The organism is Siphonobacter sp. SORGH_AS_0500, from assembly GCF_031453245.1.
In the GTDB taxonomy this organism is placed as follows: domain Bacteria; phylum Bacteroidota; class Bacteroidia; order Cytophagales; family Spirosomataceae; genus Siphonobacter.
The window spans coordinates 2740986-2765998 of the sequence record NZ_JAVIYT010000001.1 but is presented as its reverse complement, the minus strand read 5'-3'; the positions used below and the strand labels follow the sequence as shown (position 1 = coordinate 2765998).

Annotated in this window: 20 protein-coding genes and 1 pseudogene; 15 read left to right on the top strand and 6 right to left on the bottom strand. The window is 44.7% G+C overall.

The window, feature by feature from the left end; genetic code table 11:
* Positions 1–155: 155 nt before the first annotated feature.
* Together QE357_RS11730 and QE357_RS11725 are read left to right on the top strand one after the other, a co-directional pair.
* Entirely contained in the window at positions 156–797 is a 642-nt protein-coding gene (locus QE357_RS11730) for a hypothetical protein (protein ID WP_307143184.1), read from the top strand.
* Between the two features lie 130 nt (positions 798–927).
* On the top strand, positions 928–1680 hold the full coding sequence (locus QE357_RS11725) for an SDR family NAD(P)-dependent oxidoreductase (RefSeq protein ID WP_106638465.1): 753 nt from the start codon (positions 928–930) through the stop codon (positions 1678–1680).
* 571 nt (positions 1681–2251) lie between these two features.
* Here the strand turns inward: QE357_RS11725 and QE357_RS11720 are convergent.
* Positions 2252–2761 (bottom strand): DUF421 domain-containing protein, encoded by a 510-nt coding sequence (locus QE357_RS11720; protein WP_106638464.1) that lies wholly within the window; start codon positions 2759–2761, stop codon positions 2252–2254.
* A gap of 280 nt (positions 2762–3041) precedes the next feature.
* Positions 3042–4367 carry an alkaline phosphatase D family protein gene (locus QE357_RS11715; RefSeq protein WP_309707613.1) on the bottom strand — a complete coding sequence of 442 codons (1326 nt, stop codon included), beginning with the start codon at positions 4365–4367 and terminating at the stop codon, positions 3042–3044.
* A 309-nt stretch (positions 4368–4676) separates the two neighbouring features.
* On the opposite strand from QE357_RS11715, the gene lysA reads away from it, so the two are divergent.
* The 3 genes from lysA (at position 4677) to QE357_RS11700 (ending at position 7691) form a co-directional block, all read left to right on the top strand.
* The gene (gene lysA / locus QE357_RS11710; RefSeq protein ID WP_309707612.1) at positions 4677–5912 is read left to right on the top strand and encodes a diaminopimelate decarboxylase; all 1236 of its coding nucleotides are present in this window, start codon (positions 4677–4679) and stop codon (positions 5910–5912) included.
* Between the two features lie 172 nt (positions 5913–6084).
* Positions 6085–6633 (top strand): alpha/beta hydrolase, encoded by a 549-nt coding sequence (locus tag QE357_RS11705; RefSeq protein ID WP_309707610.1) that lies wholly within the window; start codon positions 6085–6087, stop codon positions 6631–6633.
* Positions 6634–6689: 56 nt separating this feature from the next.
* The gene (locus QE357_RS11700) at positions 6690–7691 is read left to right on the top strand and encodes an alpha/beta fold hydrolase (protein WP_106638460.1); all 1002 of its coding nucleotides are present in this window, start codon (positions 6690–6692) and stop codon (positions 7689–7691) included.
* Positions 7692–8069: 378 nt separating this feature from the next.
* On the opposite strand, the gene QE357_RS11695 is transcribed toward QE357_RS11700, so the two are convergent.
* The 3 genes from QE357_RS11695 to QE357_RS11685 form a co-directional block, all read right to left on the bottom strand.
* Positions 8070–8939, bottom strand: a complete 870-nt coding sequence (locus QE357_RS11695) for a PE-PGRS family protein (protein WP_106638459.1) — start codon at positions 8937–8939, stop codon at positions 8070–8072.
* A gap of 169 nt (positions 8940–9108) precedes the next feature.
* A complete protein-coding gene (locus QE357_RS11690) occupies positions 9109–9531 on the bottom strand; it encodes a hypothetical protein (protein WP_307143176.1) in 423 nt (140 codons plus the stop codon).
* 88 nt (positions 9532–9619) lie between these two features.
* Complete coding sequence (locus QE357_RS11685) at positions 9620–10720, bottom strand: o-succinylbenzoate synthase (protein ID WP_106638457.1); 1101 nt, start codon at positions 10718–10720, stop codon at positions 9620–9622.
* 122 nt (positions 10721–10842) lie between these two features.
* Between QE357_RS11685 and lpxK the strand changes: the two genes are divergently transcribed.
* The 8 genes from lpxK to QE357_RS25015 all read left to right on the top strand — a co-directional run bounded on the left by lpxK (position 10843) and on the right by QE357_RS25015 (position 21906).
* Positions 10843–11895, top strand: coding sequence for a tetraacyldisaccharide 4'-kinase (gene lpxK / locus QE357_RS11680; protein WP_309707605.1), 1053 nt, complete (start codon positions 10843–10845; stop codon positions 11893–11895).
* 6 nt (positions 11896–11901) lie between these two features.
* The gene (locus QE357_RS11675; RefSeq protein ID WP_309707602.1) at positions 11902–13989 is read left to right on the top strand and encodes a putative porin; all 2088 of its coding nucleotides are present in this window, start codon (positions 11902–11904) and stop codon (positions 13987–13989) included.
* A 474-nt stretch (positions 13990–14463) separates the two neighbouring features.
* The gene (locus tag QE357_RS11670) at positions 14464–17409 is read left to right on the top strand and encodes a PD-(D/E)XK nuclease family protein (RefSeq protein WP_309707600.1); all 2946 of its coding nucleotides are present in this window, start codon (positions 14464–14466) and stop codon (positions 17407–17409) included.
* Positions 17410–17468: 59 nt separating this feature from the next.
* Complete coding sequence (locus QE357_RS11665) at positions 17469–18362, top strand: aldo/keto reductase (RefSeq protein WP_309707598.1); 894 nt, start codon at positions 17469–17471, stop codon at positions 18360–18362.
* 3 nt (positions 18363–18365) lie between these two features.
* Positions 18366–19358 (top strand): oxygenase MpaB family protein, encoded by a 993-nt coding sequence (locus tag QE357_RS11660; RefSeq protein WP_309707596.1) that lies wholly within the window; start codon positions 18366–18368, stop codon positions 19356–19358.
* Between the two features lie 82 nt (positions 19359–19440).
* Positions 19441–19725: an SCP2 sterol-binding domain-containing protein gene (locus tag QE357_RS11655; protein WP_106638451.1), complete on the top strand. Its 285-nt coding sequence runs from the start codon at positions 19441–19443 to the stop codon at positions 19723–19725.
* A gap of 246 nt (positions 19726–19971) precedes the next feature.
* Positions 19972–21312 (top strand): tRNA uridine-5-carboxymethylaminomethyl(34) synthesis GTPase MnmE, encoded by a 1341-nt coding sequence (gene mnmE, locus QE357_RS11650; RefSeq protein WP_309707594.1) that lies wholly within the window; start codon positions 19972–19974, stop codon positions 21310–21312.
* Between the two features lie 456 nt (positions 21313–21768).
* The gene (locus QE357_RS25015; protein ID WP_409050265.1) at positions 21769–21906 is read left to right on the top strand and encodes a helix-turn-helix domain-containing protein; all 138 of its coding nucleotides are present in this window, start codon (positions 21769–21771) and stop codon (positions 21904–21906) included.
* Positions 21907–22413: 507 nt separating this feature from the next.
* Here the strand turns inward: QE357_RS25015 and QE357_RS11645 are convergent.
* The gene (locus tag QE357_RS11645) at positions 22414–23346 is read right to left on the bottom strand and encodes a hypothetical protein (RefSeq protein WP_309707592.1); all 933 of its coding nucleotides are present in this window, start codon (positions 23344–23346) and stop codon (positions 22414–22416) included.
* A 551-nt stretch (positions 23347–23897) separates the two neighbouring features.
* Between QE357_RS11645 and QE357_RS25010 the strand changes: the two are divergent.
* Both QE357_RS25010 and QE357_RS11635 read left to right on the top strand, forming a co-directional pair.
* Positions 23898–24280 (top strand): annotated as a pseudogene (locus QE357_RS25010) (VOC family protein).
* Positions 24281–24336: 56 nt separating this feature from the next.
* Positions 24337–24864 carry a GNAT family N-acetyltransferase gene (locus QE357_RS11635; RefSeq protein ID WP_309707590.1) on the top strand — a complete coding sequence of 176 codons (528 nt, stop codon included), beginning with the start codon at positions 24337–24339 and terminating at the stop codon, positions 24862–24864.
* Positions 24865–25013: the final 149 nt, after the last annotated feature.

The window sequence follows — 25013 nt, the reverse complement described above, 5'->3', positions numbered from 1 at the left end:
CCGCTCATCAGCAATTTCACTGAAAGTCAGTTGAAATCATTTGTTCATTATTCGTTGATGGCGGGCACGTTCCAAAAGAAGAGAAAATCTCTTCCTATGATTGATTAAAAGCAGAATAAATGTACCCGACGAGACGATTACTAAACTAGTTGCTTATGATCATTACTCCTTTTGAAACCGAGCTTTATCAAAAACTTAGCGTTTTTTTCGCTCAGCACGGATTTGAATTGCTGTCGGATCGGAAGCAATTCAGAAAACAAACCCCAACTGGTTTTCACAATGTGGTCTTTTCTACTTCTTCCCAAGGTCAGGAAACCTGGTTGGATGTAAGTATTGGCTTGCGTCATCAGGAAATTGAGTTTTTGGCTCAGCAATTTCTGGATATATCCGAAGAATACCGGGACGACGCTAATACGCTCGTGATTTCAATCGGTAAATTTAATGACGATAAGTATTTTCGCTACAAATTGCACGGAACGGACGACCTGGATGATGTTTGTGATCAAATTAAGGAATTTCTGGTACAGACGGGTTTTGCCTTTATGCAAAAATACGACGGCCTGAAAGCTCTCGATCAACTTTTCAATAAAGAGCCGTCTAAACCCTGCAAATACCTCTATAATCAGACGCACCGTTGTTTTAAAGGCATCATTGCGGCCAGATTTACCAATAATGAGCGATTTTTGCGGCTCATTGACCTTTACCGATTACAGGTAGCTAAGTTAGGAGCCAGCATCGACGAACAACAAACCTTTGAAAGGCTGTTAAGCTTCCTGCTTTATCATTCTTTAAATTAAGGTTGTTCGTTACTGGTTGTTGGTAGTATTGCCGAAAAAATTAATGTAGTTGTCAAGCAAATTAGTGTTGATGCTTACACAGAAATACCCATAACTGACAACTAATAACCGTAAACTGACAACTGAATTAATGTCTCGTACTGCTTTTATTACCGGAGCTACTTCCGGAATTGGCCGGGCAACGGCTCTGGCTTTTGCCGATTTGGGTTATCGTTTGTTACTGCACGGTCGCCGTCAGGAACGGCTGGATGAACTGCAAGAATTACTGGGATCGAAAGTCGAGGTGTATACCACGAACTTTGATGTACGTTACCGGGAGGATGTGGAAGAGGCCTATTCGAAGATTCCCGACGAGTGGAAAACGATTGATATTCTGCTGAATAACGCGGGTAATGCTCACGGACTAGGTCCCATTCAGGATAACGATCCCGATGATTGGGACGCAATGATTGATGGTAACGTGAAGGGAATTCTGTACGTTTCAAAGTTGGTGATGCCTGGAATGATCGAGCGAAAGAGCGGTCATATCATTAATATCAGCTCCGTTGCGGGTAAGCAGACATACCCGAATGGAGCCGTATACTGTGCCTCAAAGTCAGCCGTGGAAAGTATTAGTCAGGGAATGCGTCAGGACCTGAATCCTTACGGAATTAAAGTCACAAATATTGCTCCCGGTGCGGTAGAAACGGAATTTTCAATGGTGCGTTTTAAAGGCGATGAAAAACGGGCTGATTCCGTGTATCAGGGCTTTACGCCTTTAAGTGCCGAAGACATTGCGGACACGATTACGTTTGTAGTAACCCGTCCTCCGCACGTAGTGCTGGCCGACATTCTGATTTTCCCCACTGCTCAGGCATCCGCCATGATTTTGAAAAGGGATTAATCACCTACATCTCTCAACAATAAAGAGCTTATCCTCCCTGGAATGCCCCCTAGAAGTTAGACACTACTTGGGGGTATTTTTATGTCAAAGAACAAGAGCACAAATTAAGGTGTGTGAAGAAGGTATTATCCCCGCAGTCGCTCGGCTCTAGCCGAGTAACTACCTAACCGTAGGCCTCTGGCCGGTAGGATGCGAGCTAGTAGATGATCAGAGAACACCTTTCCCAAGCAAAAACAGGATTACATACCCTCGGACAGAGCCGAGCGACAGCCAGGCAACTTTACTACCCTTAAAGCCTGTCGTCTAGAACGAAGTGGAGGATCTTAATACCTTTTGTGAACCTATTTGATCATGAGGAACTTATAACGACCTTCTTTAGTCCTCGTTTCCACAAACTACATTGACAATCAGCTCTGACCGTAGGTATTGAAAATCATTTCGGTTAGTAAGGTAGTTAGGTTATGCATATTTTTTGAGTGAGACGGCCAGAGGCCTACCGTTAGGTAGTCACTCGGCACAGCCGAGCGACTGCGGGGAAAAGCTTATCGTGCAAGGGATAAGTTCTTTGTTTTTAGGACATTGGATTATTTAACGAACGGTGACTCTTATGTCTTCGGGACGTTTTTTTCTGAAAATCATTCGACATGACACTGATGTTTCCATCTACTTCCAATACCGCCAGATCGACATCTTTCAGGTTAAGAACGCCATGTTCGCGAACGGCGGCCTCTAGTTCGTTTACGCTAATCTCGGCCCGAGTCAGGTTTTTGTCTTTCACCTTGCCTTTGTAAATCAGCATAATGGGTTCGCCCTGTAAAAAATGGCTAAACTGCTGATTCTTGTAGATAATCCGTTTTAGAATCAGGTTACCCAGAAATAAAGCACCCGCCGCAATGATTCCACCGGGTAAGCTCGTATCCGAACCCACCATGGCGTTTTGTACTGAATTGGAAATCAGTAAGATAAATACCAGATCGACAATGGATAACTGAGCCAGCTCTTTTTTGCCAAACAGCCGGATTGCCGCAATAATAAAAAGGTAAACGGCTAAAGATCGCCCGATGATGTCGAGGTATTGCATAGTGATGAATCAGATTTTGGGAATAGAAGGGCTGTTCTACCCGTTTCTATTTGCTTAGTTTTCGTATTATGGAAGGTAGCAACCTTCCGAAGTGGTAAGTACAAGAGAGAAATCTTGCACTAGTTGAGTTTGGGTAAAATTTAGAATCATTATTTAATTTCACCAGACTGTAGTAGCTGTGTTTAACTCCTCTGGGGCTGAAAATTACGTTTAAAAAAACGGCCCAAAAGTATCAAACTTTTGGGCCGTCAATAACTGAAAAAAAACTCTTAACGGAAACCTACTTCAATTCGCTGGCCTTCACTTCCTTCGTCCATTTCAGTTCGCCGCGGGTGTTGTAGGTTTTTACGGTTAATACCCGTTCAGTCCGAGAGCCGGAGAGGGACATGACTGCGAAGTTACGTTCCTGTAAAACTGTTTCGGGTAATAAAGTAGGAGCAACCGCTTCTTCCTTCGTCTGACGGGCTGGGCCCGAGGTAAACGGCGAAATGGTGAAATCGTAGAAAGGATAGGCTTTCGAACGCTCTAGTTTGTGTACTGCCGTGTGGTGGCGGTCGCCCGAAAGGAATACTACTCCTGAAATTTTCTGCTCGGTAATGCGTTTCAGTAACTCTTCCCGTTCTTCAGCGTATACCGAATAATTTTCAAATTGAGCCGTTGGATTAATTACCTGACCTCCGCAAACAACAAATTTGAAAGTCGCCTGACTGAACCGAAGAGCATCGATTAACCAGTCTAGCTGTTGCTTGCCGAGGTAATCTTTATTCTTTCCTTCCAGATCATTAGGAGCTCTCCACCAACGATCATCCAGCATGAAAAACTGGCAATCTCCCCACTGAAACGTACTGGTAATGCCTTCTTTTTCAAAGGTATAGTTAGGGTTACCCCAAAAAAGCTTAAAAATATCCAGAGCATCCCGTTTCATCCAGTAACTACGGTCAGCATCGTTCGGGCCGTAGTCATGGTCATCCCAAATGGCGTAATGGTGGGTATGAGCCATCAGCGACTGTAACTGAGGGAAAGCCCGACCGTGCGTCATCCGGCGGAGCATGCCCGTGCGGGTATTCCAGTCTACTTCGCGGTAATAATTGTTGTCACCGCCCCAAACCATGAAGTCGGGTTTCAAGCTGTCAATTTTAGTAAAAATCTCGTATTGCTGACCGTAAGGCGTACCAGGTCGATCGTATTCAGGTTCGCCTAAATACGCACAACTTCCGAAAGCAAAGCTAAAAGCCGGAGGGTCGGTGCGGAATTGCCAAAGTTTCTGTGTCTGAAACTGAAGAGCGTAGGGGTGGGCTACTTTTTTGCCATCCACCCAGATTTCATAATCGTATTTTTTGCCGGGTTCTACCTGGTCGGCGTACATACGGGCAATGTATGCGGTCGTTTTCTCGGTAGTAACTTCATCCGTTGAACGTTTATGACCGGGTTGGCCTACTTCCCAATAGACAATTTTCACTTTAGCGGGCTTCTGAGTCTGAGCCCAAAGCATTACTTCCATGTAATCGGAGTAGCCCAGCATAGGGCCACTTTTGAGCTGAGCCTGAGCTTGCAGGAGGAAACAGGAAAGAAGACTTAACAACCAGAATCGTATCGATTTCTGCATAAGAACAAGTATTAAATTTTAATGAAGAATAGCTCGTTGACTTGCTGGCTACAAAATTAGGGGTTATGCTAAATTACAAAGGAGAAGTTTGAGGAGGTTTGAGTTTTGTTTGAATCAATTATTTTAATTGGCAGACGGCATTTTCATACCAAAGCATTGCTGCCAGCGAAAAAGCGGGCCGGGCCACGCTGGCAGTGGTTTAGCTCTTCAAACGGACTCCAACTAAAATCAAACCTTCTCAAACCATCCAGACAGATTTGATAAATACATGGTTTTCTGCCAATTTGCAACTTTATTTAATACTTCCCCATGCAAGTTCGAGAAGGCTCTTATTACATACAGAATCAGAAAGTTACTGATCTTGCCGCCCAGTTCGGCACGCCGCTTTATGTGTACGATGGCGAAAAAATCGTACAACAGATTCAACAATTACAACAGGCATTTGTAGGTATTGACCTGAAAATCAAGTATGCCTGTAAAGCATTAACTTCTATTTCCGTACTCAAGCTGATGCGTAAACACGGCGTAGAGCTGGACGTGGTATCGCCTCAGGAATTGCAGATTGGCCTACGGGCTGGGTATTCCGGTAGCCAGATTAACTTTACGCCCAGTGGGGTTGATTTTGAGGAAATCGAATTTGCCGTAGAAAATGGAGCTTTTGTGAACCTCGATAATCTTGATGTCCTCGAAAAATTTGGACAAAAATACGGTTCTTCCAAACCCTGTATGATTCGCATTAAGCCCAACGTCGCGGCGGGGGGAAATGCGAAAATCATGACGGCTCACGAAGGTTCCAAATTCGGTATTGACATTCGTCAGCAGGCAGAAATTCTGGCTTTGGTTGAAAAATACGACCTGAAAATCGTGGGATTGCACCAGCATACGGGTTCGGATGTGAAAGAAGCTTCCGCCTTCATTGAAGCCGCCAGCCGGATTTTTGAGTTTGCCATGGCCTTCCCTGATTTGCAATGCATCGACCTCGGTGGTGGTTTCAAAGTGGCCTACAAAGAGGGCGATTATACAACGGATATGGAAAGCTTCGGCAAAGAGTTATCAGGCTTTTTCCAGCAATTCTGCGAACGATACGGTCGTAAACTTCAACTTTGGTTTGAGCCGGGTAAATACCTGGTCAGCGAATGCGGTTACTTGCTAGTTCGGGCCAATGTCGTGAAACAAGCCCCTGGCCGTACGTTTGTAGGCGTAGATTCTGGGCTGAATCACCTGATTCGTCCCATGATGTACGATGCGTATCATCACATTGTAAATGCATCAAATCCTGACGCCAGCGTGCAGGAAACGTATGATGTAGTAGGTTACATCTGCGAGACTGACAACTTCGCTTTAGGTCGCCCCTTGAGTAAAGTTACGGCGGGAGACATTCTGGTCTTACTCAATGCCGGAGCTTACGGTTTCGCGATGAGTAGTCAATATAACAGCCGTTTTCGTCCGGCAGAAGTATTAATTCTGAACGGAGAAGCCCACCTCATTCGCCAACGCGAGACTATGGACGATATTCTGAGAAATCAGGTTGAAATTGATGTATAGAATAGACTAGGTTTGATTGAGTTTGAGAAGGTTTGATTTAAGTAGTATGCTATAGGTTGAGGGGTTATAAAACGTTCGATCAAACCTTTCAAACAGAATCAAACCCTCTCAAGCTTCATCTATCTCCCTCAAACATCATCAAATCTCAAATTACTTTCAAACTCATTGCACGATGCCGTTTCAATCGAAAGTTATGATTCATCCGGGTTTGGGTAATTCCGGGGAGGGCCACTGGCAAACACTTTGGCAGAAGCAGTATGGCTTTCGTCGAATTGAGCAGGAAAACTGGGACACGCCAGAGCGAACGGATTGGGTAGAGGTATTAGATGAAATGGTATTCAAAGCTGGTAGTTCAGAAGTACTACTGGTGGGACACAGCCTGGCCTGCGTAACGATTGCGTACTGGGCTGAAAAATACAAGCGTCCCATCAAAGGAGCGTTACTGGTGGCTCCCAGCGATACGGAAGCCGCTACCTATCCCGAAGGCACTACGGGTTTTGTACCCATGCCTTTATCCACGTTACCTTTTCCATCACTTGTCGTAGCAAGTACTAACGATTATTATGTAACTCCCGAAAGGGCTCAGCTTTTCGCTGATTCGTGGGGTTCAGAGCTGGTTTGGCTACCCGATGCCGGGCATATAAACGTGGCTTCTGGCTACGGTCCCTGGCCGGATGGAATTGAGTTGTTGAAGAAATTGAGCGGATTATCCATGAAGTAGTAGCCGCGTGCCTAGTTAATATTTCTTCGATTAAAGGATTCTCAGACATCAATCTAATGTTATCTAAACCTTCCTACCTTCTCACATTACTAGCATTTTGTGCGGGAATACTGACTAGTCGGGCTCAGCAGAAATTTGCTAATCTGGGTGATTTCAAATTGGAAAATGGTCAGGTTATTCAGGACTGTAAAGTGGGGTACCGAACCTTCGGAAAGCTGAATGCTCAGAAAAGCAATGCGATTCTAATTCTCACCTGGTTTGGAGGAGTTAGTGAGAATCTTAAAGGCATGGCTAGTCCCGGAAGTATGGCCGACAGCACTCATTTCTTTGTGATTACCGTAGATGCTATTGGTAACGGTGTATCCTCTTCGCCCTCTAATTCCCCAAAACAATTGAATGATAAATTCCCACTGTTCACGATTCGAGACATGGTGAATAGCCAGCATGAATTAGTGGCAAAGCAACTGAAACTGCCCCATTTGTACGCAGTAATGGGTGTTTCGATGGGAGGGATGCAGTCGTATCAATGGGCAGTAAGCTACCCGGATTTTATGGATCGAGTGGTACCCATTGTTGGAACGCCGCGGCAATCGAGTTACGATGTACTTTTCTGGAATCTGGAATTACGTACGCTGGAACGGGGTCATTACAGCCGCGAAGCTATGAAAACGACAGGTCTCATTCACGAACTAAACTTATTGACGCCTGAGTATAGTCAGAAAAAACGACCTCTGACAGAGGCCATAAGCTATATCGAAGGCGTAGAAAAAAATCAGGATGTTATCAATCCTTACAACTGGGCCAGCCAGATTCGGGCTATGCTGACGCAGGATGTAACGCAGGGAAAATCACTGGAGGAAACGGCGAAAGCAGTAAAGGCAAAAATGATGATTATTGTTGCTACGCAGGATCACATGGTTAACCCGGCTTCAGCGATGGAATTTGCAAAGTTTGCGAAAGCTCCGCTAGTCGAGTTGACGGGTAACTGCGGGCACCTGGCCACCTCCTGCGAATCGGAAAAAGTGAACGCTTTTATCCGTTCTTTTTATGGATTGTAAGGTTTAAAAGGTAGAGACGCGACTTCATCGCGTCTGGCCGGGAGATAAATATCATTTAAATGGTAAGATCCGCCGTGGTTGGTGTCCTCACCAACCACTAGGCTTTTGTTAATGGCTGGTGCAGACACCAGCCATGGCGGGATTAATGAAATACGTCCTCATCGCGTCTGGCCGGGAGATGAATATCATTTAAATGGTAACATCCGCCGTGGTTGGAGTCCTCACCAACCACTAGGCTTTTGTTAATGGCTGGTGCAGACACCAGCCATGGCAGGAGTAATGAGACGCGATGACGTCGCGTCTTTACTAGAAGGAAAATCTATTTCCTTGGCAGAAAACAAACAATCCCGAAGCTTTGCTTCGGGATTGTTAACAGGATTATTTCTTTCGGGCAAAATAGAAAAGCTGGGAGGGGAGGTACTTCAATTTTTCGCTTAAGGTGAAATACCCTTTACCATTTTTTTCAAAACACACCGCTTCTCCCTGAGGTTCAAAGACATAGGGTAGCATGAGTTTGTAACTGGAAAAGATAACGTCCTGAATAGGTTCGTTCACGTCATCTCGATTCCAGAGATACATCGTGGTATAATTTCTCAGGATAATCTGCTTACCGTCCGCAGAGAAATCTCCGCTGGTGATCATGTACATGGGTAAATCGCAGATGTACATAGCCGGCATAGGCTTCTCAAACTGCTGGGGATAAGCCAGTTTATACAATTTTGAAAGCCCTGGACTTTTGGTAATGACGTAAATGTCCTGCGTATTGGGCTCAATCAAAATGGCCTCCGTATCACGGCTGCCTTCCGGGTAATAAAAAACAATCCGGTCGTATTTCTCTACTTTCGAATCAACGGATTCAGGCTCTTTGAAGCGATAAATGTAATATTCAGGATATTGCTGAAGATTATCGCCCGTATCGGCCAGATAGATATAATTAGTGCTATCCTTTTTGTCGAAGAAAAGATCCATATCCTCCCAATCTCGGTTGGGAAACGGTAAATCAACCCGGCCTTTCAATTGGCCCCGGTAGTTGATTAATGAAAGACGGTTGGGGTTATTGCCATCTTCCTGCACCCACAAGTGCCCGGGCATCGAACGGCTATCGGCCATGCCTGAGGCTTCGTCTATAGTTCCAGCAGGGATACTATGGGACTGCTCGTACTCAAAAATAAAGGGCGGCGGCTCTGGTTGAGAACGTGTCAAGCCTGTTACCATCAACCCTAATACAATGACACGGAGCGTACTCATCTTAATCGGCGGTACTTTTCTCATCTATACAAAAGAACTAAGGATCAGCTCTATATCAAAAAAACTGTACGAATCTCCTTGTATAAATCAAAAAACTCTGCAAATAGTCTAACAAAATCAGACCATTGACAGAGTTAATATAAAAGTACCTTCGGATAATATTAGTAAACTATTCGGCCCGCCATACTTCCTGACTACCACCCATAGAAAGAATTTCCAGACGTGGAGGTGAAGGTAACAGAACCATTTTTGCATCCAGATTCGGGAAGTCTTTCAGCGTAACCCAAACGCCATCGCCGGGGCCAATTTCAAATTCTTCCAGTCCGGTTTCCTCGTTGATTACTTTTTCGTATTGCGTACGGGGTAAATAAGCCGTTGGAAGTAATACGTCGGTGTCTGGACAGAAATTGGCGTGCACCCGTTGAAGAATGTCTTCAAATTCGTCACCGTATTCATCTACAAAATCGTCTTCCAGAGCTTCCAGCGTTTCTTCGGCGTCATCGTATCCGGGATGATCGTATCCCATCTCACGAAGAGCAAAGCGTTTCGATAACAGATTTAGTAAAGTATCGTTTAGTGCCTGAGTGTTCATAAGGTCTTGTGTAAAAATCAGAGTGACGGGGCAAAAATAGAGGCAATTCACGAAAAAACGAATCATTGCCGCGTCAGTCTTGACTTATTTATTGGGTAATAAAGGACTTTTCAAAAATGCTGTAATCCCAGAGCTGCTGGGGATCAGAAATGATAGTACCCCGTTGAATCTGCAGGGGGGAAGGAATATTATTGAAATATAAACTACCCGTTCCGAGTCCCTGGGGTAATGTATTTTGGAACTCACCCGCAAACTGGGCAATGGCATTCAGGCCTATGTTGGACTCCAGAGCGGAGGTTAACCACCATTTAATCTTTAGACGATTCGCAATTTCGATCCACTCTTTACAAGCCGTAAAGCCGCCCAGCAAGGTTGGTTTTAGAATGATATAAGGCGGCTGTAATTTCTTCAGTAGCCGCATTTTATCCATGTAGTCAGTAACGCCAATCAGCTCTTCATCGAGGGCAATGGGAATCGGGGAATTTTCGCAAAGATCGGCCATGGCTTCGGGCTGCCGGGGCTGAATGGGTTGTTCAATGGAGTGGATCGAGAGATCGGCCAGTTGATTCAATTTTTCAATGGCTTCATCGGAGGTCCAGGCTCCGTTTGCATCAATTCGCAGCGTGATGTCATCGGCTGAATACCGTTGACGGATGAATTGCAGGCATTCCAGCTCCTGTTCAAAATCAATCGCTCCGACTTTCATTTTGATGGTTTTGAACCCAGCATCCAGCTTTTGCTCGATTTGTTCCAGCATCCAGTCCTTCTTACCCATCCAGATTAACCCATTGATTGGGATTTGCCGCTCACCCTCAGAAAAAGTATTTTTAAAAACCTGCCGTTTCCCTTCGTTCAACAAGTCACGCAGGGCCGTTTCAAAGCCAAAACGAATGGCAGGATAACGCTGATCAATAACCTGACTAAGAATAAGATCAAGGTTCCAGTGAAAAACTTCGAGTTCGTAACGATTAAATGCCTGACATACCTTGTGCAGGGTATGTTCAAAATTGACATAATCAGGACTTAAACCCACCAGTGGACTAGCTTCCCCGAGGCCAAAAACATAAGGATTTTCTTCATCGAAAACCTTTAGGTAATAGGCAGTGTGCTGGGTAAGAGTACCCCTGGACGTGCCGGCAGCAAACCGGAAGTCAAGAATATGCTTGTGAACCAGCACTTTAAGAGACATACTGAAGGGAGGTGATTAGTTTAAAAGGGGGCAAAACTACACATTTAGCCGCGTTTTGTCGATCTTTGCCGCATTAAATCCGTTCGGAGCGTCAAAAATTGTTCATTTACTTTAACCCATCTATGGGTCACTTGATACTTTTCCTGCGTAGAGTTTTGCTTCCTTTTTCCTGGATTTACGGCTTCATTACCGACTGGAGAAACAGCCTGTATGATCGGGGTATGTCACCCTCTGCAACGTTTGAGGTTCCAATAGTTAGCGTGGGAAATCTTACGGTGGGTGGAACCGGGAAAACCCCTCATCTGGAATATTTAATTCGTTTACTGAAACCGTTCGCTTCGATGGCTACTTTGAGTCGTGGGTATGGTCGGGACACAAAAGGCTTTCGGATCGCTACTAATCAGGATACGGCTGCAACGCTAGGCGATGAACCTTTGCAAGTATACCAAAAATTTGGGAAAGAAATACGGGTAACTGTTGGGGAGAAGCGGGCTGAAGCCGCCGAAAAGTTACTGAAACTTCACCCGGAAACGGATCTGATTTTACTGGATGACGCTTATCAGCATCGGGCGATTCAACCCCAAATCAATCTACTTTTAACAGATTTTTATCATCTTTTTTATCAGGATTATCCATTTCCAGCTGGAAACCTGCGAGAACGAAGACACGGAGCCGCCCGGGCGGATGCCATCATCGTGACCAAATGCCCGGAAAATTTAGACGCAGAGGGGCAGAAAAAAATTATAAAAAAAATAGCAAAATACTCCAAAGCTCCCGTTTTCTTTTCCGGCATTCGCTATGCTACCCCCCGCAATAGCCAGCAACAAACGCCTCCGGCGGCTCCGGCAGTGTTAGTGTCGGGACTGGCCCGACCAGAGCTGCTGGAAACTTATGCCCAATCGAAGTATACACTGGCCCAACATTTGGCTTTTGGCGATCATCATGCCTATACCCCAGGCGATTGGCAGAAGGTTGAAACCCAACTCCGGCAAACGGGCAGTCCTGAAGCCTGGGTCTTAACCACAGAAAAAGATTATGTGAAACTGAAATCGGTAAGTAACAGTAGTACAGCTATTTATGTGTTACCGATTGAAGTGTATTTTCTAAAAAGTAACCCATTGCATTTTGACGACTGGTTACTTCAAACGTTGGGTTTTGACGTTAAAAAAGCTTAAGTCCCCGTGCAACGAAATTTTGCTCGTATTTTTGAAATCGTGAAACTATATCAATACCTGTTCTCAGTTGTTCTGACGGTGTGGTCGTTCAACGCCATGGCTCAAATCACGCCTGCTCCTTTACCTAACGCTCCCGGCGAAGTTTCCCCTAAACCGGGAGACAATCCGGCTGCACGCGGTAAAATTCTGGATGATTCTACCAAGCAGATTTACGGTCCAACCACTTCCCGTTATTTTCTCGAAGAAGACGTCTTCAACAATCGTAAGACCCTGTATACGATTGATACGAATTATGTCAATTTTCACCGATTCAGTTACGAATTCAAGAATAATAAATGGTATACAGATCTGGGGGTGATGAATTCGGCTCTGCGGCCCTTATTCTTTGAGGCTCCCCAGCAAATTGGAGCTCAGTTGGGGTATGATTCCTATACACCTTATACCATTAAGCCCTACGACGTAAAGTATTATGACACCAAATCGCCTTTCACGCAGGCGTATTATGTGCAGGGAGGAAATGGCCAGAGTGTGCTTCAATTCGACTTGTCGCGTAACATTAACTCGCAGTGGAACATCGGTTTACACGTGGAGCGAAACATTAGTCGGCGACAAATTGCTCTGGGGGCAGCCACGACACGTGCCCAGCGGGATTTAGGGGGTTTCTGGAACTTTGTAGTTCATACCAATTACCATACGAAAGACAACAAATACGCCATTCTGGCTCATACCAATATTTTCGAACACAGCATTCGGGAAACGGGGGGTATTTACCCCGGTACAGACCCAGTCAAGGCCAATTGGAATACTTTGCTGGAAAGCCCGAGCGATGCCATTGAAATGTTATCCGCAGCCAGTAGCCGGGATCGTCGGAATCAGGTGCACGTCTATCAGGAATACGTGCCGGTAAAAGGTTTTCAGGTTTATCACGTGGGTGACTATACCAATCGTTTCAACCGATTTAGAGACAACCGATACCTAACTGCTACAACTACAGGCTTTTATAATAACCTGACGGATCGGCGTTTACAGGCGGATACTTTATTAGCCGAGGCTAATTACTGGTTACTGGAAAATAAATTTGGCCTGAAAGGAGCTTATCAGGGTTTCAATTACCGGGTACACCTCAGACGTCGGGATTATCAGGTGAATCAACGTTCCAGAACGACCGTCGTGGGAGCCGATTCTACTTATATCACCACAGTTCCGGTTGTGATTGGTGGGGTTACTTACCCGACTACCCAGAGTTTTACACCTTCCAATATTACCCTGGCAGATCACGTGAGTCGCCGCAAGAATGAAAACTTTCTGGGAGTCTGGCTGGCCTATTACTTCAAAGACAGTACGCGATTGGAAGCGGAAGGAGAGTATCTGATCGGAGCGGATTATCGTTTCCACGGCAACTATTACGCAAAATGGTTTAAGGCTACGTTTACCAGTACGCTTAACTCGCCAACCTTGTTACAGGAGCAGTTTTATAGCCCGATTCTGAACTGGAACAAAAATCTTTCGAGCGTCTTTACGAACCAGATTCAGGCCTCGGCACCAATTAAAATCAAGGATTTATTGATTGAACCCAATATTCATTACAGCCTGACTAAAAACCATATTTACTTTGATTCGAGTTCTGTGGCTCAGCAGGAAAGTCGCCCCATTAGCGTGTATCGGGCGGGAGTAAATCTCTCCTGGCGAAAAGGGAAGTTCAGCACGTCACACCTGGCCTACCTAACCACCACTTCCGGCCCGGATCTGATTCGGATGCCCAAAGTTCAGACCCTCTCGAAAGTAGGTTTTGATTTTGTGTACTCGAAAGTAATGTATGTGCAGGTGGGCATAGATGCCCATTACCGTTCGGCTTATTATGCGGATTTGTACCAGCCGCTTTCCAATCAGTTTTACCTCAATAACAAGTTCAAAGTTAATGGCTACGTTCAACTGGATGCCTTCGCCGATGTTCGGATTAATCGGGTAAGGGTATTTGTGCAGTTGAAAAACGCTGCCGATGGCTTAATCCCCCGAAACTTCATGCCAACTCCTTTTTACCCCGGCATGAAACGCTCCTTCGGCTTCGGCGTCTGCTGGCCTTTGTTTGATTAATTTTGAATGAATGAAGGGAGTGAATGAGAGAATGAATTCGTTGTTTAGATGAAACGATGGATAAATGATCAAGGACATTATTGTTTGATCTAGTGTAACTAGTGATGCCAGCGGAAAAGCGGATATCGTCATTCTAGAGGGCTTCGTTTATTTTTTAGCTCTGCTGGTTTATTCCTTCATTCTTCCGCTGGCATTGGAAACCGGGCTGGTAAAATTATATAATAACTTGAGACTAACGTTTAGAAAGATAGCATACTAAAGTGTTGATATATAAATGATTATATTGGTAACTAAATAGATTGTATGAATAGTTGAATTCTATTCGGTTCTTGTTGTTATTACTTCACGTTGGGGTTATTACCCTAAAGCTTTACGGGTAAAATGAGTAAGCGACAGTAAAGTATAGCATTCACTCATGCATCACATAGATTTACTCGTTCAGAATTGAAAACCCCCAAACAGAAAACGCTTCCTATGTCTTTCCTTTCTGAATCGGCTGATTATATCTGGAAAAAATATACGCCCGAAACGATTTCTAAAATCAGCGTGGTATTACCCAGCCGTCGGGCGGTTTACTTTTTCAAACAGGAACTGGCGGCTCTGTCGGATCGTCCTTTTCTGGCCCCAGAGGTCATGGCAATGGATGATTTTGTGATGGAGCGTTCGGGTGTGCAGGAGATTGACCCGGTTGCCTTATTATTCGAGTTATACGATACCTTCAAAGGAATTGATCCGCATCTGGATTTTGACCGTTTCACGAGCTGGGCTCCGGTTGTTTTGCGAGATTTCGATCAGATTGATTTATACGGTTGTAATGCCCGGGAAGTTTTTCGCTGGGTAGAGGCCGAGAAGGCCATTGAACGCTGGGGAACAAAGGATAGGGAATTTACAGATCAGGTGTATACCCAGAATTATTTCCGACTTTTTGAAAACCTGCTGCATGTCTACGATCAATTAAAAGTCAGGCTGGAACAGCAGGACCGGGCGTATCGGGGCATGGCTTACCGTAAAGTGGCCGAAAACGTCGAGTCCATTTTCATTGATAATCCCAGCCACGACTATTATTACTTCCTCGGATTTAATGCCCTGAGTGCTTCTGAAGAGCGGATTTTACGAAAACTAAGCTCGCTGAACCGGGCCGAAATGCTTTGGGATGCAGATGCCTATTACCTCAAAGGCCATCACGAAGCCGGACGATTCATTCGTAAATACCTCGCTGACGCGGACTTAAGTCGGGGTGAATGGAATAAGCGTTTTCGCCATTACAAGTCCTTCCCGATGGCTCCAGAGCTTCCGGCTGAGTTACTCATTAAGCCCAAAGCATTTACGGAAATGGGCGTTCCAAACGCCACCATGCAGCCCAAAGTAACGGCTTATTTGATGGAGAATTGGGAGCAGATCGAAGGTAATCCGGTCTACAGGCCCCATACAGCCGTGGTGCTCGGCGATGAGAACCTGCTGATGCCAATGCTGGCTTCCATTCCCGAAAAATACGATGATTTCAACGTAACGATGGGCGTTTCCATGCGAAGCAGTTTGCTGTATTCGCTGGTGGAAAGCTTGTTTGAATTACAACGCAACGTAATTGAATTTCGAAAAAAGGACGGCGTTGGGACGGTTATGGTGCCGAAGTTCAGTTATAAGCACATTGCGAAAATCCTGCACCATCCGTTCATTCAGAACTACTGGATGCAGCAGGAAGAGTCGTTTCGACCGTTATTACGAACGCTGAAAAACGAAAACCGACTCTTCGTTGATGAAAAGGAATTGCGGGAATTAGCTAATGATGAACCTTTGGTTCGGACTTTATTTACCCGTTGGGATAATGATTCGAAAAAGGCTACGCATGCCCTGTACGCCCTGATTGATATTCTGCGGCCACTTTATGATGAAAAAGATGCCATTGAAACGGAATATCTCTATGAGTTTTATACCATTCTGAAACGATTGGAACGCCTGCTGGCCGAACGCAAAGCTCCCGTGTCGATCAAGTCGTATCGCCGCTTTTTGCTGGAGTTGTTACGCCAGACCAAGATTCCTTTTTCGGGAGAACCAGCGGCTCCTTTGCAGGTAATGGGGATGCTGGAAACGCGGTGTCTGGACTTTGATCGTGTAATCATTCTGTCCGTGAACGAAGGCACCTTACCAACGGGGAAGAAGCAAAATTCGCTCATTCCTTTTGACGCCGCCCAGGAGTTTGGCTTACCTACTTACATGGATGCGGATGCGGTAATGAGTTACCACTTTTTCCGACTGATTCAGCGGGCCAAAGAAGTCGTCTTCCTCTATACCCAGCCCGGTGGCGAAGGCCCTAAATCGGAGAAAAGTCGCTTTCTGCTGCAACTGAAGCATGAGTGGGAGGAAAGTAATAGCTCCCAATCCAAACTGAAAACGCAATCGATTGAATTTCAGGCCCCACAGGGTGAGGGTGCGGAAGTAACGCAACTCTTGATTCATAAAACACCCCGGATTCAACAGGAAATTTTGAAGTCGCTTACCGAGCGAGGGGTGTACGCCACGCACCTGAATATGTACTACAAATGCTCGCTCCAGTATTACTTCAAACGCATTGCAGGCGTGGCTGAAGAAGAGGAAGTATCCGAAAAACTGGAGGCGAATGATTTTGGGGTTTGGGTACACGAAGTGCTGGAACGCATTGACCGGGAAATGCTTGACCGTGACGTTCGTATCTATCAGGAAATGGATTACGAACAGTTTATAAAACAAATTCCGGCTCGACTGGAAGCCGTTTTTCAGGACAAGTTCAAAGGCCAGGTTATGGACGAAGGCCAGAATTTGTTACTCTATAACATTGCCCGACGCAATCTGAAAAATTACTTTCAGATGCGTATCGAGGAACTAAAGTCGGGGATGGTGGTGGAAATGCTCGCTCCAGAACAGAAACTCACCGCTAGCTTCGAATATAAAGGTCACCAGGTACTGATTTCCGGTAAAATTGACCGACTGGAACGAGTGAATGAACAGATTCGCATTGTCGATTATAAGACAGGAAAAGTAGAAGCCAAAAACCTGGATGTGAAAGCCAATCAGGATTTGGAGGAGTTGCATCAGCAATTCCTGACGAACGAAGACTGGGAAGTATTACGTCAGTTATGGTTGTATAAATACCTGGTAATCAAACAAAATCATAAGCAAATTGGGGACGTAGCCTTATCCGCTTCGCAGGTGGTTCAGCCAGGAATGATTTCCTTCCGAAATCTTGCCGAAGGTTTTATGGCTCAGGAACAGTTACGGTTCCGAGCCGATGAAACCCCTGAAACGTTTATTGAGGATAGTGAGCTGATTCTGACTCAATTTATGGATGAGTTATTGAACGAAGCAACCCCGTTTATTCAAACGGAAAACCTTAAAGCCTGTGAATATTGCGATTACGCCCGCATCTGTGGTCGTGGCGTGTGAGGCCTTGGCTGGCGGAGTTTTTTTGAAGATTCCGCCAGTCATTATTTGATCAGTAAGCTATGAATTATACCCGACTTGGATCGTCCGATTTAGTAGTCAGCGAAATTGCCTTTGGCGGCATGTCGCTGGAAAAGGAGACTGCTACGCAGTTACTTCAGCAGGCTTTTGACAAAGGAATTACCTTTTTCGATACGGCTGATATTTATAACAAAGGAGAAAACGAGCGAATGATGGGAGAAGCCCTGCGTTCGCACCGGAAAGATATTGTTCTGGCCACCAAAGTGGGTAATCAGGAAAGAGCGGATGGAAAAGGCTGGGACTGGAACCCGACCAAAGCCTATATTCTCGAATCGGTTGAGAAAAGCCTGACACGGCTTCAAACGGATTACATTGACCTCTACCAATTACACGGCGGCACAATTGAAGATCCGATAGACGAGACCATTGAGGCGTTTGAGTTGCTGAAAGATCAGGGAAAAATCCGGGCGTATGGCATTTCTTCCATTCGTCCCAATGTCATTAATGAATACGTCAAGCGTTCGAACATTGCCAGCGTTATGATGCAGTACAGTTTACTGGATCGTCGGCCTGAAGAAAATGTACTGGATTTACTCGCGGAGCACAACATCAGCGTTCTTGCTCGCGGAAGTGTGGCGAAAGGTTTACTGGCAGGTAAAACGCCGGAACCGTACCTGAATTATAACGAAAGCGAGGTTCAACAGGCCGCAGAAGCCATAAAAGCCCTAAGTTCAGCAGAGCGAAACGAAGCGGCCACGGCGATTCGTTATGCCTTGTTTCCGAGAGCGGTGGCTGCGGCGGTAGTCGGCATTCGAACGTTGAAGCAACTGGAAGACGCCCTGAAAGCGGGGGAGGCCACATTAAGTCCCGAAGAATTCTCGGAACTAGGTAATGTACTTTCTGCTGCCAATTACAAAGAACACCGCATCAACTAGCCTATGAGCACCCGAATCATCAAAACCACTCGTTTTTTCTCAACGGAGTTGCTGAATCAGTATCGCCAGCAAATGGATCCGGCGGCTGATGCAGTAGTGTCCGTTATGGCAGAAAAAGGAGGAGCGAAAGGGGTTCGGCAGCTATTGCTGGAGCGGACGGCAGGACACATTCAGCTAAAGGACGATCCTTACTGTAAGGATTTTTACGAAACGCATCATCAGTTACCGGCCTGGGCGGATCAGCGACAAATAGACAAGGCTTGTCAGTTGTTTCAAAAGAATAAGGATATCGTAACCTTATTGTTAGGATGTATGTCTTTGCCTTATACGTACCTGGGGGCGGATGGCGTTCAGGTGTTAATGCTTTCGCAGCGGATGCAGAACGATACCCGTAAAAGACTGGAAGAAACGGGTGAATTTGTTTTTGGCATTCTGGATGAATCCGCCTGGAAGGGAGATTCCCCCGAAGCACTCGAACGCCTTCTGAACGTACGATTAATTCATGCCGCCGTTCGCTGGTTTTCGCTTCATTCTGGCAAATGGAATCCTGCGTGGGGAATGCCCATTAATCAGGAAGATATGGTTGGAACGAATCTGTCTTTCAGTTATTTAGTAGTATTGGGACTTCGAAAAATGAACGTTCATTTGGATGAAAAAGAGGAAGAATCCTACCTGCATTTCTGGAAAGTAGCGGGCTTTTTAAGTGGCGTAGCTGAAGAATTGCTCCCCATTAATTTACGGGAAGCGTATATCCTGAGTCAGCAGCTTTCCCGTCACTTATTCCGATCCTCAACGGAGGGACAGTTATTAACTCGGGCCTTGTTGAAGGTTATGCAGGAAGATATTCCAGAAGCTTTAAAAAGCTTACCTGCCGCCCAAATGCGGTTTTTGTTGGGGGATGAATGGGCGGATCAGTTAGCAGTTCCAGCGGTTCCTTTCGAGAAGAAGATTATTCCCTGGATTCCTTCTGGACTATTTTTCAAAAGTCAGGGTTGATTATTTCATCAGAACTAAGCAACTTGCGGCCCTTTTGTGGGTGAAGTTAGAAACGCTGAACCTTTTTATTTAACAGACATCTATGACATTTCAAGAAGTAGACGCGAAAATCAAGCAACTGGCTGCCCAGAAGGGCGGAACCGGTGACGTTATAAAATTTCAGACTGACGAAGGTAACATTGTGATTGACCGTGATGGAACCGTTTACAACGATGATCGTGAAAGCGACGTTACCATCGGAATCAGTGCAAAAGACCTCAGCAAGCTGATGACGGGCGATCTGAATCCCATGACGGCTCTGATGTTCGGAAAAATTAACATCAGCGGTGATATGTCACTCGCCATGAAATTGAAGGATCTTTTCTAAATCTCAGCGATTTAATCTCAAGAGTCCAGTAACCCTGATGAACCAATTCGTCAGGGTTTGCTTTTTATAATTTTGAATGAGTGAAGGATGGAATGAGAAAATAAATGGTGATGAACTATTAGATGAGCAAGAGATGGATAATAGTCTGTCTAATAATTATTTAAATGTTCAGAAAATAATAGAATTTGTATTAGGAAGTAGAGTGTAAATAACGCTAAACTCAAAATCCCAAACAGTAAACTAATCATGTCGATTATAGCTCAATCTACCATCTGTGCCCTGGCTACTCCCGTTGGAATTGGAGCTATTGCCGTGATTCGGGTGTCGGGTGCCGAGACTTTCCCCATTGTTCAGAAACTATTTCGAGGTAAAAAGCTGGCGGATCAGGCTAGCCACACGATCGTTTTCGGAACCCTTCGGGATGAAGATGGAGGTATTGTGGATGAGGTATTACTCAGCTTATTCAGAACGCCGCATTCTTACACTCGTGAAGATACCATCGAGATTTCCTGCCACGGATCGGCCTATATTATTCAGAAAATCCTGCGACTACTAATCCAGAATGGCTGTCAGATGGCTCAGCCGGGAGAGTTTACGCAACGGGCTTTTTTGAACGGTCAACTGGATTTAGCCCAGGCAGAAGCCGTTGCCGATCTGATTGCTTCTGACAATGATGCCAGTCACCGGGCTGCTATTCACCAGATTCGCGGGGGATTTTCGAAAGACATTGCTCAGCTACGAGAGCAACTCATTCACTTTGCTTCACTCATCGAACTGGAACTTGATTTCGGCGAAGAAGATGTGGAGTTTGCAGATCGGGATCAGCTACGCCGTTTAATTAATGCCATCCGTCGAACCTTGCAGCCGCTTATTGATTCCTTCATGCTTGGGAATGCCCTGAAAGAAGGCATTCCGGTAGCCATTGTCGGGCCGCCGAATGCGGGAAAATCAACCCTGCTCAATGCTTTACTGAACGAGGAAAAGGCCATCGTGACTGAAATTGCCGGAACCACCCGCGATGTCATCGAAGATACCTTAATTATCAGCGGAATCAAATTCCGCATTCTGGATACGGCAGGTATTCGCACCACAAATGACCGGGTGGAAGCCATCGGTGTAGAACGTTCCCTAGAAGCTCTCAACCGAGCCGAGATTATTCTGAAGTTAAGCAGTCCAGATGTGGCCAGCACCGAATTTGAAGAACTATTTGCAGAGCGGGTAGGAGACCCAAGCCGGGTAATCTCGATTCATACCAAAGCCGATTTATCTGAGGAGAGTAACGCCGATCTGGCCATCTCCGCCCAGACCGGACAAGGTATTGAAGAGTTAAAACAGCGGTTACTTGATCGGGTTAATCAGCATCGTACGAACGACACCGTAGTAACAAATCTACGCCATTTCGAACATCTAACCGCAACCGATGCTTCTTTGCAAAGAGCATTAAATGGGCTGGATGCGGGCATTACCCAAGATTGGCTAGCCATGGATATCCGTCAGGCCTTACTACATCTAGGAGAAATTACGGGTCAAATTACTACGGATGATTTGTTGGAGAATATATTTTCTAAGTTTTGTATCGGGAAATAGGCCGTCAAAGTAAACCTGTAGCATTTATAACAAAGTATATATTATGAGCTGATTGTTGGTTATTATGCTCTTATATATACTTTGTTTTGTTTATAAATACTAGTGGTTTGTTTTGTAGTTTCGTTGTATTTCGGATGTGTTTTGATCTTCAAAACCCATTTTTTAGGTCAATTTATGGCATATAGAGACACACTGTGACACTCCATGATATACGAAGACACAATTATGAGTTCTAATATTGAGGTACACGGCTTTGTCAGCAATGCGGTAAGGGGTTTAGGGCTCGAACTAAATACTGCTCTCATGCCTGCAATAGCAAAGCTTACAGGGCAGGAGTAAGAGATAGTCAGGTAAAGGGAAGCGATACGCAGACTCAGGCATTTATTGCCAAGCCCATAGAAAATATCAAATCCAAAGCCTTCCTAAGCATCGACGACGCCTATTTGATCATGGAGCATAAGCCTTCGTACGATTTATCGAATGCTGGAAAGGGGCGAATTGCATGCGGGTAAGGCCGGTGTACATATGCTCATCCAACGATCACAGATTGATAAGTTCTTTGCCAGATCTGTTTCAAAGCATAAACCGGAATAATTGTCTAAAGAACTACCACCTAACCAGCTTTCCTATACGCTTGATACGCTTGCTGAGGTGAGAAATAAGTACGGTATGTCAGATAAAGCCTTATACGATCTTATTAAGCATAACCCGTCTCAATTATTCAAGTTAGCAAAGTCAATATATCCTGTGAGGTGGGATTAATCCCTCTTCTGATTTCAGCATTGAGGAAGTCTGAGGCATAACCCAAGCCGAACTAGGAGAGCCTATTGACTATCCAAATCAGTGATTGGAAATATCCGTAAGCTGGGGCTTAAGACGCTGGAAATTCGGCTAAAGTTACCATGATGGTAGAGGTAGAATAAAAAGTTTGACCAATGCATTTACAATTTTAAAATAGATCGTAGTATTAGGAGTAGCAGGAAAGAACGAGGTAAAAAGTTAGTATAAAGCATCTCTGCCTTGGAGAAGCTGAGTGAAAGATTAAAAGCTGCAAACAGTATTTTCTCTTGCAGCTTTTATTGTGGCTTAGAGGGTGACTGTCTATTCGATGGTTAAGGAAAGGGAGACATTTTCATAGCCAGAAATTGCCTGATTGTAAGGTCTATTTAAAGTAATATTTGATCCGCTTAAGCCCCCAGGAGCAAAGTATCCAGCAAGTCCATTATTATTAAATGGCTTCATTAGTTCAACACCAATAAAAGAACCGCTGAGTACTGGTATGTGTTGAGGAATTTTTTCACCCGTTGTAAGTACCAAACCAGTAACATTAGTTGCTTGGTAAAAACCATCCGAAGTTCGAGTACCGTTGCTCATTAAAGTTCGAGAGTTTGATATAAGCGTAATTACCCCTAAACTACTATACGTAGAAGCAGATATTTCAAACTCCATATAGCCAATCAACTCACGTTGACCTACATCTTCACGATATATACCTACTACTGCATAACATGGATACGTGGCAATTTCACTGTTTATTTTAGCTTTTACTATAGATAGAACTCCGCCTGTAATGGAAGTGCCTTTACCAATCTGTTGGGGGATGATATCATTCACATTATTTAATCCAGTCCTCACTCTTGTAGACGGAGGAACTGAGGGTAAATTGATGGATCGCATAGGGTAATTACTATCCATATCTAATGCTGAAAATGGATGATAAAACTTGAGCGTTTCACTAGTACTATAAACCGATTTCCAAGCTTTAGTACTTTCATTCCAGTAATAAAAGCCGGGAAGTTTGTTGCCAGATGCTGTCTTTAAAAATACCATCATTCCATTTTGCTCAGCCGTTGGGTTAGTAGCAGAGAAAGCACTAACTCGGGGAATAAGCAGACCATCAGTGTTTGAAGGCGTAGACGGATTACTGGCGGTTACGTCGAGTTGAGCCTTGGGCGTAGAAGTACCTACACCCAATTGGGCATAAGCGGATACGGTAGCCAGCATAAGACCAGCAGAGAGTAAAAATTGTTTCACTAGCGTGTTAGATAAGATGAGTTGACAACGGGAAAGCGAAGATAATTCAGAAGCCTGTAATTAATATAGGTTGACTAAAACTTCATGTAAAGGTATTAACGCATTAATAGACTTTACTTCTATGTATTTTGGCCCAAATCACAGCAAAGTGTACCCTATTTATATCTCTCAAATGCAATAGACCGATAATAAATACTAATTAATTCTTATATTTTTTCTTAAAAATATCACCTATGTGATTTTTCCAACAACTGGTGTTCAGGTGAGAGTCATATGAAAGAGACCTTTGGTAATAGGCTAAACAATGAACTGTCTGCTCGCCTCTATTAATGCTAGTGGACGCGTTAAGGGCAATTCGGGTTAGTGGAAGGCTATAATGTAGAATATTTTACCTTTTGTAAAAGGCTACTCTAGATTATCTTTAACCCTGGTAAGAGGATTCAAAGTTATATTGTCCCTAATCGCTATCATAGTTCATGTCGTTGCTGGCGATATTATGATTTACCGAATGACTAGCTTAGCATTCTGATTATTTTTACATGAATTAACGAATTGCTCACTTTGAACTATTCGTTCACGACTACGATGAGGCGATTAGCTTTTATACGACTAAACTAGGATTTACCCTATTTGGAAGACACGAACCTAAGCGAGACTAAACTAAACGCTGGGTGCTGGTAGCTCCGAGAGACAATGGGTCCTGTGCTCTGTTGTTGGGCCAAAGCAGATGGCGAATTTAAGGGAAGCCGGATCGGCAATCAAAACGGGTGGCCGCGTATTCCTCTTCCTCTATACCGAGGACTTCGAAAGAGACTATTAGAATTTTCAGCAGGCAGGAATCAATTTCTCTAGACCACCCAAAGAACAGGTGTATGGGAAGGTAGCAGTGTTTGAAGACCTCTACGGAAATCTTTGGGATTTATTAGAACCCTAAGTTGAGTGCTCCCAAAGGATATGTATAATCTAGATGGCCTTATTTAAAATGCACTGATGATTCACGAGCTAACCTGGATTAAGTTTACGGAACAAGCTTTAGAGGCTTTAATTAATCGAGATCTACAACAGGCAAGTAAGCTAATAGGTGTTGAACTTGATGCTTTCTTTATCACTGATGACTCCACTCGGCGATGGAATAACCGACTTAACCAATGTCGTCAGGACCCTCGTACTTTGAATTGGGTAGCCCAAGTGGTTATGGTGAACCAGAAAGTTGTGGGCCATGCCGGGTTTCATGGCCCTCCCGACCAAGCGGGTATGGTTGAAGTGGCTTACTCAGTAGTACCGGCCTATCGAGGTCAGGGCTATGCCAGTTTAATGCTGCGGGACTTGCTTCTTCGAGCGAAGGCAGCGGAAGAGGTTAGGGTGGTTCGAGCAACTATTCGTCCCGATAATGCTGCTTCATTGGCGACCATTCGTCCTTTTCAATTTATACATAAAGGTGAACAGCAGGATGAGATAGATGGCCTGGAGTATATTTTCGAGCTTGATATTCAAAATTTTCAAACGGAGCTTGATTAACAAAGAGGTATATCCGCTAGAGTGAATAGTAGTCAATGGTAATGCACCTATACTAACGAAGCTAACTCAAATCTGAGTCGGCTAAATGCTTTTGCTGGAGGTAGTATAAGGTCTTTTTGAAGGTGTTTTGCGTAAATGAACAAGTAGGC